This is a genomic window from Uliginosibacterium sp. 31-16 (assembly GCF_030730865.1).
GTDB lineage: Bacteria > Pseudomonadota > Gammaproteobacteria > Burkholderiales > Rhodocyclaceae > Uliginosibacterium.
In genome coordinates this window covers 318,751-334,918 of the sequence record NZ_JAVALZ010000002.1, presented here as the reverse complement: position 1 = coordinate 334,918, position 16,168 = coordinate 318,751, and the positions used below count along the sequence as shown (strand labels likewise).

Here is a 16,168-nt window from a genome sequence, read left to right as displayed (position 1 = left end):
ACATGATCTGCAAAATTTACCAAAATCAAACAAATGCCCTATCGAGGACTCGGAATGGTTTCAAGGCGTGAGGTAGGTGCCGTGCTGGTGCTGGGTCTGCTCGGGCTGGCTTGTCTGCTGCTGGGTACGCGCGTGGCGCGGGCTGACGATGTGATGGTTCGCGCCCGTCCGGCAAGCGGCGTGGAGCGGCGCCTGGAGTTTTCCGATCTGGTGCTGGAAGAGGCGCTGCGCCGTACCGTGAAAAAATACGGGCCGTATCGCATCGAGTGGGTGACCGCCGTTCTGGCGCGGGAACGCATGTTGCTGGAACTGGTCAGTGGCGAGGTGTACAACACCAGCGTGATGGCCAGCCAGCCGAGCTGGGAAGCGCAGCTGCTGCCGATCTGGATTCCGCTCGACATGGGCTTGTCCAACTACCGCATCGCGCTGACTCATCGGGATGCGCAGGAAAAAATTGCTGCGGTACGCACGCTGGACGAATTGAAAGCCCTGCGTGTGGGGCTCGGCGCCGGCTGGTCCTCGCGCCGGGTGATGGATTTCAACCAGTTCAATGTCGTGCTGGGCGAGAGCTTCGAGCCGCTGCTGAAAATGCTGATGGCCGGGCGTATCGACTACTTTCCGCGCGGCATGAATGAAGTCTTCGTCGAGTTTGATGATCGTGCCAGCGCCAATCCGGATCTGGTGATCGAGCGCAGCGTGGTGATCGACTTCCCCCTGCCGGGCTATGTGTTTGTGTCGCCCAAGGCGCCGCGCCTGCACAAGCGCCTGACCGAAGGCATGGAGGCCATGGTGCGCGATGGCTCCCTGCGCAAGATGGTGAGCGAATACCACGCAGAGATGATCAAGCGTGCCAACTTCTGCGAGCGCCAGGTCTTCCGCATCGAGAATCCCTTCCTCTCCGAGAAGACGCCGCTCAAACGCAAGGAGCTGTGGTTCAACCCCTACGATCCGAAAACCGGGATCTGCGCAGTCAAGGTACGCAAGCCCGTCAAAAAATAAGACTGGCTGGAAAGCGGCATCCGGCGGACTTCTACAGGCAGAGAGCCTGCGCCGCCGCACCTGTCCTGCCTGAGCGGCCTGGCGTGCTGCAGATCAAGGCTGCAGGCGGCTCTTCAAAGGCTTATCCGAGAATCTCGGCGAGCGTTGTGCTGAGGATGGCGCATTGCTCGTCCGTGCCGATGGTGATGCGCAGGAACTGGTCGATGCGCGGCAGCTTGAAGTGGCGGACGATGATGCCGCGGGCCCGGAGCGCCTGTGCCAGCTCCAGACCGTCGCGTGCCGGGTGGCGCGCGAAGATGAAGTTGGCCGCCGAGGGCAATACTTCAAAACCGAGCGCCTGCAGGCTGGCCGTGAGTGTGTCGCGGCTGGCGATCACGCGCTGGCGTGTGGCGTCGAACCAGGCTACGTCATCCATCGCAGCGGCGGCGCCGGCAATCGTCATGCGATCCAGCGGATAGGAGTTGAAGCTGTTCTTGACGCGCTCCAGCGCCTCGATCAGCGCCGGATGGCCGATCGCAAAGCCGGCGCGCAGGCCCGCCAGCGAGCGGCTCTTGGACAGCGTCTGGATCACCAGCAGATTCGGGTGGCGCTGCGTCAGCGGCACGGCGGACTCGCCGCCGAAGTCGATATAGGCTTCGTCGATGACGATCACGCAATCCGGCTTGCCGGCTGCCAGGCGTTCGATATCGGCCAGCGGCAGCAGGCGCGAGGTGGGCGCGTTCGGGTTGGCGAGAATGATTGCGCCTGCGTCTTGCGCCAGGTAGTCATCAATACGGATGCCGAACTGCGCATCCAGCGGCACAGTGGCGTAGTCGATTTCGTAGAGCCCGCAATACACCGGATAGAAACTGTAGGTAATGTCGGGGAAGAGCAGGGGCTTGTCGTGCTTGAGCAGGCCGAGGAAAACATGGGCCAGCACTTCATCCGAGCCGTTGCCGACAAAAACCGAGGCGGGCGTGACGCTGAAGAAGCGCGCGACGGCCTGTTTGAACAGGTCCGAATTCGGGTCCGGGTAGAGCCGCAGCGTGTCATTGGTCTCTGCGGCAATCGCGGCCAGCGCTTTGGGCGAAGGTCCGTAGGGGTTCTCGTTGGTGTTGAGCTTGACCAGATTGGCCATCTTGGGCTGCTCGCCCGGCACATAAGGGGTCAGGCGATGAACGAGATCGCTCCAGTAGGCACTCATCGGGAAACTTTCAACAGTGTTTCAGGTAGGGACTGTTACGTGGCATTCGTGGCGCTGCCCATGGTGCAGAGCCGCACCAATGCTATCATAGGCCCTCGCTGACGCGCTCTGGCGCCTAGGCTTACCTTCATCGACATAGGCTTGTGCCATGAGGCAATCCGAAGTTAGCCGCAATACGCTCGAAACGCAGATCACCGTGCGCCTGAATCTGGACGGCTCCGGTGTTTCAAAGCTCGATACGGGCGTGCCCTTTCTGGATCACATGCTGGAGCAGATTGCCCGGCATGGCCTGATTGATCTGGATATCAGTGCCAAGGGTGATCTCCACATCGATGCACACCACACGGTTGAAGATGTCGGCATCACGTTCGGCCAGGCGTTTGCCAAGGCGGTGGGCGACAAAAAGGGCCTGCGCCGCTACGGCCACAGCTACGTGCCGCTGGATGAGGCGTTGTCGCGTGTGGTGATCGACCTTTCGGGTCGCCCGGGGCTGGAGTTCAACGTGGACTTCACGCGTGAGCGCATCGGCGAATTCGATGTGGATCTGACCCGCGAATTCTTCCAAGGCTTCGTCAATCATGCTCTGGCGACCCTGCACATCGACAATCTGCGCGGCATCAATTCGCATCACCAGTGCGAAACCGTATTCAAGGCTTTTGGGCGTGCGCTGCGTGTCGCTGCTGAAGTTGACGAGCGGGCTGCCGGAGCGATGCCGTCGACCAAGGGTTCGCTCTGATCGGGCAGGCAGCGACCGCTGCTTGCGTATCGTTTGTCACGAATCACGTTGATCTACTGAAATGAAAATCGTCGTTGTCGATTACGGCATGGGCAATCTGCGCTCGGTTGCCAAGGCCATCGAGAAAGTTGCATCCGCCAGTGCTTCGGTACTGATCTCCAGTTCTGCGGCAGATATCCAGGCTGCGGATCGTGTGGTGGTGCCGGGTCAGGGCGCCATGCACGACTGCATGCACGAATTCCTCTCGCGCGGCTTGCGCGAAGCGGTTTTCGCAGCAGCCCAGAGCAAGCCCTTTCTCGGGATCTGTGTGGGCATGCAGATGCTCTTCGATCACAGCGAGGAAGGTGATACGCCCGGGCTGGGATTCATTCCCGGGCAGGTCAGGCGCTTTGCGGATGGCATGGCCGGGCAGGATGGCGCGCGCCTGAAAGTGCCACACATGGGCTGGAACGAAGTAAACCCTGTGTTGCCACATCCACTGTGGCAGGGGATCGAACCTGGCGCCCGTTTCTACTTCGTGCACAGTTACTACTGCCAACCGACGGATTCCGCTGCGACGGCGGCAACGACCGATTATGGCCTGCGCTTTACCTCGGCAGTGGCCCAAGCTAATATCTTTGCAGTACAGTTTCACCCGGAAAAGAGCGCTACAGCAGGCTTGCAGCTTCTTTCCAACTTCGTGAGCTGGCAACCCTGAGCTTCATTTCAACGAGTCATTCGGAATTTCCGATCCACTCCGCCCCCAAGACCCTCTAGCACTCATCCATCATGCTGCTAATTCCTGCGATTGATCTCAAAGACGGCCACTGTGTTCGCCTGCGTCAGGGCGAAATGGAAGGCGCCACCGTGTTTTCCGAAGACCCGCGTGCCATGGCCCGGATCTGGCTGGACAAAGGCGCTCGTCGCCTGCATCTGGTTGACCTGAACGGCGCCTTTGCGGGCAAACCGAAGAACGAAGCGGTGATCAAGGCCATCTGCGAGGAAGTCGGTGACGACATTCCTGTTCAACTGGGCGGCGGCATCCGTGATCTGGATACCATCGAGCGCTATCTGGACGATGGCATCAGCTATGTGATCATCGGCACTGCCGCGGTCAAGAATCCGGGTTTCCTGCACGATGCGTGCAGTGCCTTCCCCGGTCACATCATCGTTGGCCTGGATGCCAAGGATGGCAAGGTGGCGGTGGATGGCTGGTCCAAACTGACCGGGCATGATGTGGTCGATCTGGCCAAGAAGTTCGAAGACTACGGAGTTGAATCGGTGATCTACACCGATATCGGCCGTGACGGCATGCTCAGCGGCGTGAACATCGAAGCCACCGTGAGGCTCGCGCAGGCGCTGCGCATTCCGGTGATCGCCAGTGGCGGTATTACCGATCTGAAGGATATCGACGCGCTGTGTGCGGTTGAGTCCGAAGGCATCATGGGCGCCATCACCGGTCGCGCCATCTACGAAGGCACGCTGGATTTCGAGGCCGCTCAGGCCCGTGCTGACGAACTCAACGGCGAGGCCGACTGATCCAATGCTTGCCAAACGCATCATCCCCTGTCTGGACGTTACCGCCGGACGGGTCGTCAAGGGCGTCAATTTTCTGGAGCTGCGTGACGCCGGCGACCCGGTCGAAATTGCCCGTCGCTACGACGAGCAAGGCGCTGACGAACTGACCTTTCTCGACATTACCGCCAGCTCTGATGCGCGCGACATCATGTTGCACATTGTCGAGCAGGTGGCCAATCAGGTCTTCATCCCGCTGACTGTGGGCGGCGGTGTGCGCAGCGTGGCTGACGTGCGCCGTCTGCTCAACGCAGGCGCTGACAAGGTCAGCATGAACAGCGCGGCAGTCTATAACCCGGAACTGGTGGCGGAAGCCTCCGGCAAGGTCGGCAACCAGTGCATCGTGGTGGCCATCGACGCCAAACGGATCGCTCCGGGCAAGTGGGGGGTGTTCACCCACGGCGGACGCAAGCTGACCGAGCTGGATGCGATCGAATGGGCACAACGCGTTGAAAAACTGGGGGCTGGTGAGATTCTGCTGACCAGCATGGATCGCGACGGCACCAAGATCGGCTTCGATCTGGCGCTGGTTCGGGCCGTGTCGGATGCGGTGAATATTCCCGTGATTGCCAGTGGCGGCGTGGGGAATCTGCAGCATCTGGCCGATGGCGTGATCGAGGGACGTGCTGATGCGGTGCTGGCGGCGAGCATTTTTCACTACGGTGAACACACTGTCCGCGAGGCCAAGGAATACATGCGTTCACATGGAGTCGAGGTACGTCTGTGAGTGAAGAGTCGCGCTGGTTGAATGAGGTGGTGTGGGACGAACAGGGTCTCGTGCCGGCGATTGCGCAGGATTTTGAAACTGGCGAAGTGCTGATGTTCGCCTGGATGAATCGTGAGGCGCTGGGGCTGACGGCAGAGAAGGGCGAGGCCGTTTACTGGTCACGTTCCCGTCGCAAGCTCTGGCACAAGGGCGAGGAATCCGGCCACATTCAGAAAGTGCGTGAAATCCGCATGGACTGCGATGGCGACGTGATCCTGCTGAAGATCGAACAGGTAGGGGGTATTGCCTGTCACACCGGGCGGCGCAGCTGCTTCTTCCAGCGTCATCTGGATGGTGGTGGTTGGGAAGAGGCGGATCCTGTGTTGAAAGATCCGGCCGAAATTTACCCCAGGAAATAATCCTGCAAAGGAAGTCTGTAATGATTGATCCCGAAGTGCTGCAACGCCTTTCAGCGACGCTCGAAGCGCGCAAATCCGCGCCGCCCGAGTCATCCTATGTATCCAGCCTGTACGCCAAAGGCACCGACGCGATCTGCAAGAAGGTCGCCGAGGAGGCAGCAGAGACCATCATGGCCGCCAAGGATGGCGACCTGCGCCACATCGTGTATGAGGTGACGGATCTGTGGTTCCACTCGCTGATTCTGCTGAGCCAGTTTGGCCTGTCCGCGGACGATGTACTGGGTGAGATGCGTCGGCGCGAGGGTATCTCGGGTATCGACGAAAAGAATTCCCGCAAATCATGAGCGACTGCATTTTCTGCCGTATCGCCAAGGGTGAGATCCCCTGTGCCAAGGTGTATGAAGACGACGAAATTCTCGCCTTCAAGGATATTCATCCGCAGGCACCGGTGCACTTCCTGATCATTCCGAAGAAGCACATTGCCACGCTGGCGGAGGCGACGCCGGAAGACGCTCCCGTACTCGGGCGCATGCTTGAACTGGCACCGCGGCTTGCCGCGGATCAAGGAGCTGCGGAGGGTTTCCGCAGCATCATCAACACCGGACGGCATGGTGGTCAGGAGGTGTATCATCTGCACCTGCATGTTCTTGGCGGGCAGCCGATGCCGGCCATGCTGAAATACTGAGGAGAGATTCACATGGGTTCGTTTAGCATCTGGCACTGGCTGATTGTTCTGGTAATCGTGATGCTGGTGTTCGGCACCAAGAAACTGCGCAATATCGGTGAAGACTTGGGTAGCGCGGTCAAAGGCTTCAAGCAGGGCATGAAGGATGGCGCGGACGACAAGCCGGCCGAGAAAATTGCGGCGGCTGATACGCTTGACGGTCAGGCTCGCGAAAAGAAGGACTGAACTGCGCAGCGGTTTGGACAGGGGCGCCGAGGTTCGCGCCCCTTTTGTTTTTCTGACAGCTCTCAGGAACGTCGCCGGCTTGCCCGAAGGCTTTCCTGGCCTCCGCCGGAGGACGGTTTGGGCAAACCGGGAGCCTGCTTATCGGGCGGATTAGCATGTTCGACGTTGGTTTTTCTGAACTCATCCTCATCGGCATCGTGGCGCTGGTCATTTTCGGGCCGGAAGATCTGCCGCGCGTGGCACGTATGGCGGGTCATTTGCTGGGCAAATTCCGACGCTATGTGGCCGATGTCAAATCCGATATCAGCCGCGAGATGGAACTGGCTGATGTGAAGCGCCTGCACGACGAGCTGAAGGACGGCGCACGCAGCCTGCAGGACACGCTCAACGAGCAGGCTCGCTCGCTTGAGGCGGATTTCCAGAACTCCATCGGTAATCTTCAGCAGGAGCTGGCATCCACTTTGAGCTTGCCGCCAGAGCCGGTCTCCGAAGCCGTGCCTGAAACTGCACCGACGTTTGAGCCGGCAGAGGAGGTGCATGCTGTGGCGGAAGAAACCCCCGCCCCGCCCGAAGCCGATGAAAATCAGCTCGATCTCTTTGGCGCACCCGCTGTGCCGGCACGGAAGGCTTGATACATATGGACGGGCAGGAATCCTTCATTTCCCATCTGGTCGAGCTGCGTAACCGTCTGGTAAAAGCCTTGCTGGCGGTGCTGATCATCTTTCTGTGTCTGGTGTGGTGGGCCAAGGATCTGTATGCCTTGCTTGCTCATCCGTTGATGCAGGTGCTGCCGCAGGGGGGGCAGATGATCGCTACCGATGTGGTGGGCGTGTTCCTGGTGCCAATGAAAGTGACGGCATGGGTGGCGCTGTTGCTGGCCATGCCTTTTGTCCTGTATCAGGCTTGGGCATTCATCGCGCCCGGTCTGTATGCCCACGAGAAGCGCCTGGCCATTCCTCTGCTGGTGGCCAGTTGTCTGCTGTTCGTGTGTGGCATGGCTTTCGCCTATTTCGTCTTCTTCCCCGGCATGTTCCGGGTGATGGCCAGCTTCACTCCTGAAGGAGTGGCCTGGATGACGGATATCGACAAGTACCTCAGCTTTGTAATGGGGATGTTCCTCGCCTTCGGCCTGACTTTTGAAGTGCCGGTGGCAGTGGTGCTGCTGGTGCTGATGGGCGTGATGTCGGTTGAAAAGCTGGTTGCCATCCGGCGCTATGTGATCGTTGGCGCCTTTGTCGTGGCGGCCGTGGTAACCCCGCCTGATGTGACGTCGCAGCTGGCCTTGGCGATCCCGATGTGTCTGCTCTACGAAGTCGGCATCCTCGTGGCACGCATGCTGGAGCGTAAGCCTGCGGCCTGATTGAAAGTGCAGGGCGGGATGCCCTGTGTGCCGCATGCAGCAAGCTTCTTCGGTAGCTATGCCGGAAGAGGCCCGCGCCTCAAGGATCTGCAGGGCAGGGGCCTGAAGAGCAAGGCCGGGTGCGGCTCTTCGGGTGGGGGCTTATTCGCGTGGGGCCCACTCGGGAGCCCGCAGGCGAAATGCCATCGCGGCGAAGCGCAAGCCTGCCGCCGCCAGAAAGCCGCCGATAGCTGCCAGTTCGTGGCTCAGGCCGATGGCCTGCATGCCGACCACGACGCCCGCGCCAGCCGTGGCGGCGATGGCATACAGCTCGCCGGGCAGAAAAATCAGTGGGATGTCGTTGCACAGGATGTCGCGCAGCACACCGCCGGCAACCCCCGTGATCACGCCCATCAGGCCTGCGACCAGCCAGGGCGTGTCGGCGGCCAGCGCGATCTGGGTGCCGGAAACCGTGAACAGCGCCAGTCCCAGTGCATCGGGGATCAGGAACAGGCGCGCCGGCAGCTTGATGAAACGCAGCAGGAAGAATGCTGCCAGTGCGGCGCCAAAGGCTGCCAGCATGTAGGTCTGGTCGCTGATCCAGAAGACCGGCCGACCGATCAGTACATCGCGCACGGTACCGCCTCCGGCGGCGGTGGCCAATCCGACGGCACAGGCACCGACCACATCCATCCCCTTGCGCCCGGCTTCCAGTACGCCAGTGATGGCATACAGCGCCACGCCCGCGAGCATGATCCAGTAGAGCAGGGCGGCGCTGGTCACCATGTGTTCAGCGCGTCTTGTCGCGCATCAGGCGCTGCTTTTCGCGATCCCAGTCGCGCTGCTTTTCGGTTTCGCGCTTGTCGAACTGTTTCTTGCCTTTGGCCAGACCGATCTCGACCTTGATGCGGCCCTTGGTGTAATGCAGGTCGAGCGGCACCAGTGTGAAGCCTGCGCGCTCGACCTTGCCGATCAGCTTGTCGATTTCGTTGGCGTGCAGCAGCAGCTTGCGGGTGCGCGTGGGATCGGGCTTGATGTGGGTCGAGGCTGTCAGCAAGGGGCTGATGTGCATGCCGATGATGTACAGCTCGCCGCTGCGGATCAGCACGTAGGCTTCCTTGATCTGGGCGCGGCCGGCACGAATGGCCTTGACCTCCCAGCCCTCCAGAACGAAACCGGCCTCGAAACGTTCTTCGATGAAGTAGTCGTGAAAGGCCTTGCGATTGTCGATGATGCTCATATCGGCTGTTGTTGGTGGCCGCTGCCGGGCCGCAATCCGCTAGAATCCGTCATTCTAGCAGTGCCGCGCAGTGCGGCTTCATCTTGCGTATGGCTGAAATCAGGAAGTCCGTGCTCATCGAGCATTCTGCCGCGGAAATGTACGCGCTCGTTGAGCGCGTCGAGGATTACCCGGCATTTTTGCCCTGGTGTGGTGGTGGGGAAGTGCTTGAGCGCACACCGCATTCAATGCTTGCAACCCTGCATGTGAACTATCACGGCATCAAGACGAAGTTTTCGACGGCCAACGTGAATGAACCGGGCCGCCGCATTGCCATGCAACTGCACGACGGCCCGTTCCGCATGCTGGAGGGCGAGTGGCGCTTCACCCCCTTGACCGAACGTGCCTGCAAGGTCGAATTCCAGCTGCACTACGAGTTTTCCAGCCATTTGCTGGAGAAGGTGCTGGGGGCCGTTTTCAATCACATCATCGGCAGTTTTGTCGAAGCTTTCGTGCAGCGCGCCGATCAGATCAACAGGGAGAAACAGCGATGAGCGAGCAAATCAGCGTGGAGGTGTGCTACGCACTGCCCGAACGCCAGGAACTGAGCAAGGTGAAACTGGCGCCCGATGCGTCTGTGCAGCAGGCGCTGGAGGCTTCGGGTCTGCTGGCAAAATTTCCGGAAATCAGTCTGGAGCAGGGCAAGTTCGGCGTGTACGGCAAGCTGGTACGACTCGATACCACGCTGCGAGAGGGCGACCGGGTGGAAATCTATCGCCCCTTGATTGCTGATCCGAAGGAGGTTCGGCGCAAACGTGCCGAAGAGGGCAAAGCCATGAAAAAAGGCGGCGGCGAACTTTGAGCCTCGCCTGCATGAAAAAAGGCCGTTCAGATGAACGGCCTTTTTGATGGGGCTGATGACAGTCTATTTGCAGTCTTTGGCAATCTGACTTCGAACCCGATCGGCTTCACTTTTCAATTGGTTGTCAGAAAGAAAATTGGGTTCACCGTTTGCATCCGGCTTGCTGACGCGTCCGCCGCGTTCCAGCATGGCCAGATTGCTGCGCAAACTGCTGCAATACTGATCCTTCTGGTTCTTGGCGTCTTTTTCCTTCTTGGCCTTGGCATCGGCTTCGGCTTTCTCTGCCTGGCGCTGCTTGAAGTCGCGATCCTGATCTTCCCAGGTCTTGGGGCCGGATGCCTTGGCATCCTTCGGGGCCGAACTGGCCGTACGCGGAGTTTCTTCGTCCAGTGGAACGATGTTGCCGCGGACTGGTTTTGCGTCCGCTGCAGCCGAGGGCTGGTCCGAGAAATGAGTGCGCCCGTTGGCGTCCTTCCAGGTGTAGATCTGTGCTCCGGCTGCCAGTGGCAACAGGCAGGCGACCAAGGTTGTAATTAGTCTGGACGCTGATTTGCAAGCCATGAATGCTCCTTTGTGTTTCCTTGAAGTGCCGGGCGGATTCACGCCGCGCCACTCCGCCTGTATAATGCCGATTTGCCGGTAAGGATTATAGACATGCGTTTGATCCAGAAGGCGCTGACGTTCGATGACGTTCTGCTGGTCCCCGCCCATTCCAACGTCCTCCCGCGTGATGTCAGCCTCGCAACGCGCTTGACGCGCAACATCACCCTGAACCTTCCGCTGGTATCCGCTGCCATGGATACCGTCACCGAATCCCGTCTGGCCATTGCGCTGGCACAGGAAGGTGGCATCGGCATCGTTCACAAGAACCTTACACCCAAGCAGCAGGCGCAGGAAGTGGCCAGGGTCAAACGGTTTGAATCCGGCGTCCTGCGTGACCCGATCACGATTCCGCCGACCCTGACCGTGCGTGAAGTCACTGCGCTGACGCGTCTGCACAAGATTTCCGGTCTGCCGGTGGTCGAGGGCAAGAAGGTTGTCGGTATCGTTACCAACCGCGATCTGCGCTTCGAGACCAATCTCGATCAGCCGGTCTCCGCCATCATGACGCCGCGTGAGCGTTTGATCACCGTGCAGGAAGGCGCCACGCTGGACGAAGCCAAGGCCCTGATGCACAGGAACCGCCTTGAGCGTGTGCTGGTGCTCAAAGCGAACGGTGACCTGTATGGTCTGATCACCGTGAAGGATATCCAGAAAGCTACCGAACACCCGCTGGCAGCCAAGGATGCGCAAGGTCGTTTGCGTGTTGGTGCAGCGGTTGGCGTGGGTGAAGGCACCGAAGAACGTTGCGAACTGCTGGCTGAAGCTGGCGTGGATGTGATCGTAGTGGACACCGCGCACGGTCATTCGCAAGGCGTGCTGAACCGGGTCAATTGGGTCAAGAAGAATTTCCCGCAGGTTGAAGTGATTGGCGGCAACATCGCCACCGCTGCTGCCGCGCTGGCGCTGGTGGATGCCGGTGCTGATGCGGTCAAGGTCGGGATTGGTCCGGGTTCGATCTGCACCACACGTATCGTTGCCGGTGTGGGTGTGCCGCAAATCACGGCCATCGACAATGTGGCCAATGCGCTTGCTGCGCAAGGCATTCCGTTCATCGCGGATGGCGGCATTCGCTATTCGGGCGATATTTCCAAGGCCATCGCGGCCGGTGCCAACTGCGTGATGCTCGGCGGCCTGTTCGCCGGTACCGAAGAAGCGCCGGGTGAAACCGTGCTGTTCCAGGGCCGCAGCTACAAGTCCTACCGTGGCATGGGCTCGCTGGGCGCAATGCAGCAGGGCTCTGCGGATCGTTACTTCCAGGACAACGAAGGCGGCAACGCCGAGAAGCTGGTTCCCGAGGGGATCGAAGGTCGTGTCGCCTACAAGGGGCCGGTCGGTGCGGTGATCCATCAGTTGATGGGGGGGCTGCGTTCGTCCATGGGTTATGTGGGGTGCAGCAGCATCGAGGAGATGCGCGCACGCGCCGAATTCGTGGAAATCACTTCGGCAGGCATCCGTGAATCGCACGTGCATGATGTGCAGATCACCAAAGAAGCTCCCAACTATCACCACGTAGACTGAGTCGTCCGGGCCGCTGCAAGAGCGGCCCGGCCTCACGAATCCCGGAACCACGCTTGATGAACCACCCCGCACCGGTACCCGAGCAGAACTCCAAGGGCCGCAATGCGGGGATCGGTTTCATCATGATCACCGTGCTGATCGACATGATCTCGATCGGTCTGATCATCCCGGTGCTTCCCGCACTTGTCGGCAGTTTCACCAGCAACCCTGCCGAGCAGGCCTGGTGGTATGGAGCGGTAGCGTTTGCCTTCGGTTTTGCCAACTTCATCGGCTCGCCGATCCTAGGCGCCCTGTCCGACCGCTATGGGCGTCGTCCAGTACTGTTGCTGGGCTTCTGTGGTCTGGCGCTGAATTTCTTTGCGACAGCCATGGCGACTTCACTGGCCATGCTCATCGGCGTACGCCTGGTTGGTGGCGCCATGCAGGCCAATGCCGCGGTCGCGAATGCCTATGTAGCAGACATCACTCCGCCCGAGCAGCGTGCGCGGCGCTTCGGCATGCTGGGGGCCATGTTCGGCATGGGCTTCATCCTTGGTCCGGTGATGGGCGGCATCCTCGGGGCCATCAACCTGCACCTGCCGTTTTTTGTGGCAGGCTCCTTGGCAATCATCAACTGGCTGTACGGCTATTTCGTGTTGCCGGAGTCCTTGCCGGTCGAGCGTCGCAAACCCATCCACTGGCGTTCGGCCAATCCGGTTTCATCGTTGCGCAAGCTGAGCCAGCTCAAGGGTGTCGGGCCACTGGTGGCTGTCGTGGCGCTGGCCTCCCTGGCGCAATTCACCCTGCACACCAGCTGGGTGCTGCACAACAGCTTCCGTTTCGGCTGGGGGCCGGGTGAGAACGGCTGGTCGCTGTTTGCGGTTGGCGTCATGTCAGTGCTGGTGCAGGGTTTTCTGCTCAAGCACTTCCTGCGTTGGTTTGGCGCCCGCAAACTCGCCGCCATCGGTCTGGCTTCCGGCGCCGTCGCGTATTTCCTGTGGGGCATGGCGACCGCTGGCTGGATGATGTACGCCGTGATCGCCTGCAATGTGCTGGCCTTTGGCGCCACTGCTGCGGTGCAGAGCCTGATCTCGAATTCTGCCGAAGCCCACAACCAGGGACAGACCATGGGCGCCGTGTCTTCGCTCAACAGCCTGATGGCGGTGCTGGCACCGATACTGAGCGCCCCCTTGCTGGCAACGGTTTCACATTTGCCACCGCAAGATTGGCGCGTCGGTGCCCCCCTGTTTTTCTGTGCGCTGCTGCAAGCTGCGGCTGCGTTTCTTGCCATGCGTTACCTGATGACGCACAAAGCCAGTCTGGCTGTCGCCACTTCGGCAGCCTCCTCCGATTCCGCCACGCCCTGATCCATCATGCACAAGATCCTCATCCTCGATTTCGGTTCCCAGGTCAGCCAGTTGATCGCCCGTCGCGTGCGCGAAGCACACGTCTATTGCGAACTGCATTCCTTTGACGTTTCCATCGACTTCATCCGCGAATTCAACCCGACCGGCATCATCCTTTCAGGCGGGCCGAATTCGGTATACGAGTCTGACTATCAAGCCGACCCGAAGCTCTTCGAGCTGGGCGTGCCGGTACTGGGCATCTGTTACGGCATGCAGTGGATGGCACAGGCGCTGGGTGGCAAGGTTGAGGCCGGCAAGGTGCGCGAATTCGGCTTTGCCGAAATCCAGACGCAGGTCAGCCAGTTCTTTGATGGTCTGGAAGACCGTGTCGGCGATGCCGGTGAGAATTTCCTCGAAGTGTGGATGAGCCATGGCGACAAGGTCACCCAGCTGCCTGCCGGCTTCAAGATCATCGCCAGCAACGAAGCCTGTCCGATTGCCGCCATTGCCGACGAAGCACGCGGTTTCTACGCCGTGCAGTTCCACCCGGAGGTGACGCATACCCTCAAGGGGCGCGACATGCTCAATCGCTTCGTGCTGCAGATCTGCAATGCCGAACCGTCCTGGACCATGCCGAACTACATCGAGCAGGCCGTGGCCAAGATCCGCGAGCAGGTCGGCTCGGATGAAGTGATTCTGGGCCTGTCCGGCGGCGTCGATTCTTCCGTGGCCGCCGCACTGATCCACCGTGCCATTGGCGATCAGCTCACCTGCGTGTTCGTCGATAACGGTCTGCTGCGCCTGAACGAAGGCGAGCAGGTCATGAACATTTTCAACAAGCATCTGGGCGTGAAGGTGATTCACGTGAACGCCACCGAGCAGTTCATGGGTCATCTGGCCGGCGTGACTGATCCCGAGGCCAAGCGCAAGATCATCGGCCGCGAGTTCGTTGAAGTCTTTCAGGCCGAGTCTGCCAAGCTGCCCAGCGCCAAATGGCTGGCCCAGGGCACGATCTACCCGGACGTGATCGAATCCGCGGGTGCCAAGACCAAGAAGGCCCACACCATCAAGAGTCACCACAATGTCGGCGGTCTGCCGGATACCTTGAAGCTGAGCCTCTTGGAGCCGCTGCGCGAGCTGTTCAAGGATGAAGTCCGCGAACTCGGCGTGGCGCTGGGCCTGCCGCACGAGATGGTCTATCGTCACCCCTTCCCGGGTCCGGGCCTCGGCGTGCGCGTGCTCGGCGAAGTGAAGAAAGAATACTGCGATCTGCTGCGTCGCGCGGATGCGATCTTTATCGACGAGCTGCGCGCCTTCGACTGGTACGACAAGACCAGCCAGGCCTTTGCCGTGTTCCTGCCGGTCAAGAGCGTGGGCGTGATGGGTGATGGCCGCACCTACGAATACGTCGTGGCCCTGCGTGCCGTGTGCACCTCCGACTTCATGACTGCCAAGTGGGCCGAACTGCCCTATGAACTGCTGGGCAAGGTCAGCAATCGCATCATCAACGAAGTGCGCGGCATCAACCGGGTCGTGTATGACGTGTCCGGCAAGCCGCCGGCAACCATCGAGTGGGAATAAGAACCGCATGGCCGTTGCGCGTCTGATCGCGAAAGTCCTGCCCGGCGCCTTGCTGGGCTTTGCGCAGCGGCTGCGCTTTCCGCATCTGTTCCTGCTGGTCTTGGGACTGTTTGTTTTTGATCTGTTCCTGCCGGATTTCATTCCTTTTATCGATGAAATCCTGCTGGGATTGTTGACGCTGCTGCTGGCCGCCTGGAAGCAGCGCAAGGAGCCGCGATGAGCGAGCGTGACGAAGCGTTCATGCGCGAAGCCCTGATGCTGGCGCGCGAGGCCGGTACGCTTGATGAAGTGCCGGTCGGCGCGGTGGTTGTGTTCGATGGGCAGATCGTCGGGCGCGGCTTCAATCACCCGATTGGCCGGCACGACCCGACCGCGCATGCCGAGGTGATGGCACTGCGCGATGCGGCGAAGAATCTGGGCAACTATCGTCTGCCCGGCTGTGAGCTGTATGTGACGCTGGAGCCCTGCGCGATGTGCAGCGGCGCTATCTTCCATGCGCGGATTGCGCGCGTCGTGTACGGCGCGAAAGATCCGAAAACCGGCGTCGCCGGCAGCGTCTTCGATCTCTATGCGAACGAACGCCTGAATCACCATGCCGGCATCGAAGGTGGGGTGCTGGCCGATGAGTGCAGCCAGTTGCTGTCCGCCTTTTTCGCTGCCAAGCGTCAGCGCGTGATGACAGCCTGAGGAGTCATGGCGTGGAGATCCGCATCGGTATTGCCTCGCAGAGCATGATCCTTGCAGACGCAAGCGGGACGCCGATTCGCCGCTATGCCATCTCGACAGCCGCTCTGGGGGCGGGGGAACAGGCAGGCAGCTTTCAGACGCCACGCGGGCGGCACATCATTCGGGTAAAAATTGGCGCGGGCCAGCCGTGCGGGGCCGTATTCAAAGCACGCCGCCCGACCGGTGAAATCTGGACGCCGGAATTGCATGAGCAGTTTCCCGGCCGCGACTGGATTCTCAGTCGCATCCTCTGGCTTTCGGGCTGCGAGCTTGGCTGCAACCGCCTCGGCGATGTCGACAGCATGCGCCGCTACATCTACATCCACGGCACGCCAGACAGCGAGCCGATGGGCGTGTCCGCCTCACATGGCTGCATCCGCATGCGCAATCGGGATGTGATCGAGCTGTTCGATCTGGTTGCAGCAGGAACACCCGTGCGCATCGAGGCGTGATGCGGCGCTGAGTCAGCGCGCTGCAGCAATGTCACA

At 60.4% G+C, this 16,168-nt stretch carries 23 protein-coding genes; 19 read left to right on the top strand and 4 right to left on the bottom strand.

The window, feature by feature from the left end:
- Nucleotides 1-54 precede the first annotated feature (54 nt).
- Nucleotides 55-999 carry an ABC transporter substrate-binding protein gene (locus tag Q9Q94_RS09325; RefSeq protein ID WP_305979789.1) on the top strand — a complete coding sequence of 315 codons (945 nt, stop codon included), beginning with the start codon at nt 55-57 and terminating at the stop codon, nt 997-999.
- 121 nt (nt 1,000-1,120) lie between these two features.
- Here Q9Q94_RS09325 and hisC read toward each other — a convergent pair whose 3' ends face one another.
- Nucleotides 1,121-2,182, bottom strand: coding sequence for a histidinol-phosphate transaminase (hisC, locus tag Q9Q94_RS09320; RefSeq protein ID WP_305979788.1), 1,062 nt, complete (start codon nt 2,180-2,182; stop codon nt 1,121-1,123).
- Between the two features lie 148 nt (nt 2,183-2,330).
- On the opposite strand from hisC, the gene hisB reads away from it, so the two are divergent.
- The 10 genes from hisB (at nt 2,331) to tatC (ending at nt 7,867) form a co-directional block, all read left to right on the top strand.
- Nucleotides 2,331-2,918, top strand: coding sequence for an imidazoleglycerol-phosphate dehydratase HisB (hisB, locus tag Q9Q94_RS09315; protein ID WP_305979787.1), 588 nt, complete (start codon nt 2,331-2,333; stop codon nt 2,916-2,918).
- A 61-nt stretch (nt 2,919-2,979) separates the two neighbouring features.
- Nucleotides 2,980-3,615 carry an imidazole glycerol phosphate synthase subunit HisH gene (hisH, locus tag Q9Q94_RS09310; protein WP_305979786.1) on the top strand — a complete coding sequence of 212 codons (636 nt, stop codon included), beginning with the start codon at nt 2,980-2,982 and terminating at the stop codon, nt 3,613-3,615.
- Between the two features lie 71 nt (nt 3,616-3,686).
- Complete coding sequence (gene hisA, locus Q9Q94_RS09305; protein ID WP_305979785.1) at nt 3,687-4,436, top strand: 1-(5-phosphoribosyl)-5-[(5-phosphoribosylamino)methylideneamino]imidazole-4-carboxamide isomerase; 750 nt, start codon at nt 3,687-3,689, stop codon at nt 4,434-4,436.
- 4 nt (nt 4,437-4,440) lie between these two features.
- Entirely contained in the window at nt 4,441-5,199 is a 759-nt protein-coding gene (hisF, locus tag Q9Q94_RS09300; RefSeq protein ID WP_305979784.1) for an imidazole glycerol phosphate synthase subunit HisF, read from the top strand.
- Nucleotides 5,196-5,597 carry a phosphoribosyl-AMP cyclohydrolase gene (hisI, locus tag Q9Q94_RS09295; protein WP_305979783.1) on the top strand — a complete coding sequence of 134 codons (402 nt, stop codon included), beginning with the start codon at nt 5,196-5,198 and terminating at the stop codon, nt 5,595-5,597. Before hisF ends, hisI begins: the two co-directional genes overlap by 4 nt.
- Nucleotides 5,598-5,617: 20 nt before the next feature.
- Nucleotides 5,618-5,941: a phosphoribosyl-ATP diphosphatase gene (locus Q9Q94_RS09290; RefSeq protein WP_305979782.1), complete on the top strand. Its 324-nt coding sequence runs from the start codon at nt 5,618-5,620 to the stop codon at nt 5,939-5,941.
- Nucleotides 5,938-6,282, top strand: a complete 345-nt coding sequence (locus Q9Q94_RS09285; RefSeq protein WP_305979781.1) for a histidine triad nucleotide-binding protein — start codon at nt 5,938-5,940, stop codon at nt 6,280-6,282. Before Q9Q94_RS09290 ends, Q9Q94_RS09285 begins: the two co-directional genes overlap by 4 nt.
- Nucleotides 6,283-6,294: 12 nt before the next feature.
- A complete protein-coding gene (tatA, locus tag Q9Q94_RS09280) occupies nt 6,295-6,507 on the top strand; it encodes a Sec-independent protein translocase subunit TatA (protein WP_305979780.1) in 213 nt (70 codons plus the stop codon).
- 155 nt (nt 6,508-6,662) lie between these two features.
- Nucleotides 6,663-7,139, top strand: coding sequence for a Sec-independent protein translocase protein TatB (gene tatB / locus Q9Q94_RS09275; RefSeq protein WP_305979779.1), 477 nt, complete (start codon nt 6,663-6,665; stop codon nt 7,137-7,139).
- A gap of 5 nt (nt 7,140-7,144) precedes the next feature.
- Complete coding sequence (gene tatC / locus Q9Q94_RS09270) at nt 7,145-7,867, top strand: twin-arginine translocase subunit TatC (RefSeq protein WP_305979778.1); 723 nt, start codon at nt 7,145-7,147, stop codon at nt 7,865-7,867.
- Nucleotides 7,868-8,008: 141 nt separating this feature from the next.
- Here tatC and Q9Q94_RS09265 read toward each other — a convergent pair whose 3' ends face one another.
- Both Q9Q94_RS09265 and smpB read right to left on the bottom strand, forming a co-directional pair.
- Nucleotides 8,009-8,632, bottom strand: a complete 624-nt coding sequence (locus Q9Q94_RS09265) for a trimeric intracellular cation channel family protein (protein WP_305979777.1) — start codon at nt 8,630-8,632, stop codon at nt 8,009-8,011.
- A 4-nt stretch (nt 8,633-8,636) separates the two neighbouring features.
- Entirely contained in the window at nt 8,637-9,086 is a 450-nt protein-coding gene (gene smpB / locus Q9Q94_RS09260) for an SsrA-binding protein SmpB (RefSeq protein ID WP_305979776.1), read from the bottom strand.
- A gap of 89 nt (nt 9,087-9,175) precedes the next feature.
- On the opposite strand from smpB, the gene Q9Q94_RS09255 reads away from it, so the two are divergent.
- Complete coding sequence (locus Q9Q94_RS09255) at nt 9,176-9,619, top strand: type II toxin-antitoxin system RatA family toxin (protein WP_305979775.1); 444 nt, start codon at nt 9,176-9,178, stop codon at nt 9,617-9,619.
- Nucleotides 9,616-9,927, top strand: a complete 312-nt coding sequence (locus tag Q9Q94_RS09250; protein ID WP_305979774.1) for an RnfH family protein — start codon at nt 9,616-9,618, stop codon at nt 9,925-9,927. The genes Q9Q94_RS09255 and Q9Q94_RS09250 overlap by 4 nt, the downstream gene beginning before the upstream one ends.
- 63 nt (nt 9,928-9,990) lie before the next feature.
- Here the strand turns inward: Q9Q94_RS09250 and Q9Q94_RS09245 are convergent, their stop codons facing one another.
- Nucleotides 9,991-10,488, bottom strand: coding sequence for a DUF4124 domain-containing protein (locus Q9Q94_RS09245; RefSeq protein ID WP_305979773.1), 498 nt, complete (start codon nt 10,486-10,488; stop codon nt 9,991-9,993).
- Between the two features lie 93 nt (nt 10,489-10,581).
- Here Q9Q94_RS09245 and guaB point away from each other — a divergent pair, with 93 nt between their 5' ends.
- Genes guaB through Q9Q94_RS09215 form a run of 6 tightly spaced genes read left to right on the top strand, consistent with a single transcriptional unit; the run spans nt 10,582 to nt 16,132 of the window.
- A complete protein-coding gene (gene guaB, locus Q9Q94_RS09240) occupies nt 10,582-12,048 on the top strand; it encodes an IMP dehydrogenase (RefSeq protein WP_305979772.1) in 1,467 nt (488 codons plus the stop codon).
- A gap of 56 nt (nt 12,049-12,104) precedes the next feature.
- Nucleotides 12,105-13,394: an MFS transporter gene (locus Q9Q94_RS09235; RefSeq protein ID WP_305979771.1), complete on the top strand. Its 1,290-nt coding sequence runs from the start codon at nt 12,105-12,107 to the stop codon at nt 13,392-13,394.
- A 6-nt stretch (nt 13,395-13,400) separates the two neighbouring features.
- Nucleotides 13,401-14,954 (top strand): glutamine-hydrolyzing GMP synthase, encoded by a 1,554-nt coding sequence (gene guaA / locus Q9Q94_RS09230; protein ID WP_371929837.1) that lies wholly within the window; start codon nt 13,401-13,403, stop codon nt 14,952-14,954.
- 7 nt (nt 14,955-14,961) lie between these two features.
- Nucleotides 14,962-15,174: a DUF6116 family protein gene (locus tag Q9Q94_RS09225; RefSeq protein WP_305979770.1), complete on the top strand. Its 213-nt coding sequence runs from the start codon at nt 14,962-14,964 to the stop codon at nt 15,172-15,174.
- Nucleotides 15,171-15,641 (top strand): tRNA adenosine(34) deaminase TadA, encoded by a 471-nt coding sequence (gene tadA, locus Q9Q94_RS09220; RefSeq protein WP_305979769.1) that lies wholly within the window; start codon nt 15,171-15,173, stop codon nt 15,639-15,641. The genes Q9Q94_RS09225 and tadA overlap by 4 nt, the downstream gene beginning before the upstream one ends.
- Nucleotides 15,642-15,652: 11 nt before the next feature.
- Nucleotides 15,653-16,132, top strand: a complete 480-nt coding sequence (locus tag Q9Q94_RS09215; RefSeq protein ID WP_305979768.1) for a L,D-transpeptidase — start codon at nt 15,653-15,655, stop codon at nt 16,130-16,132.
- Nucleotides 16,133-16,168: the final 36 nt, after the last annotated feature.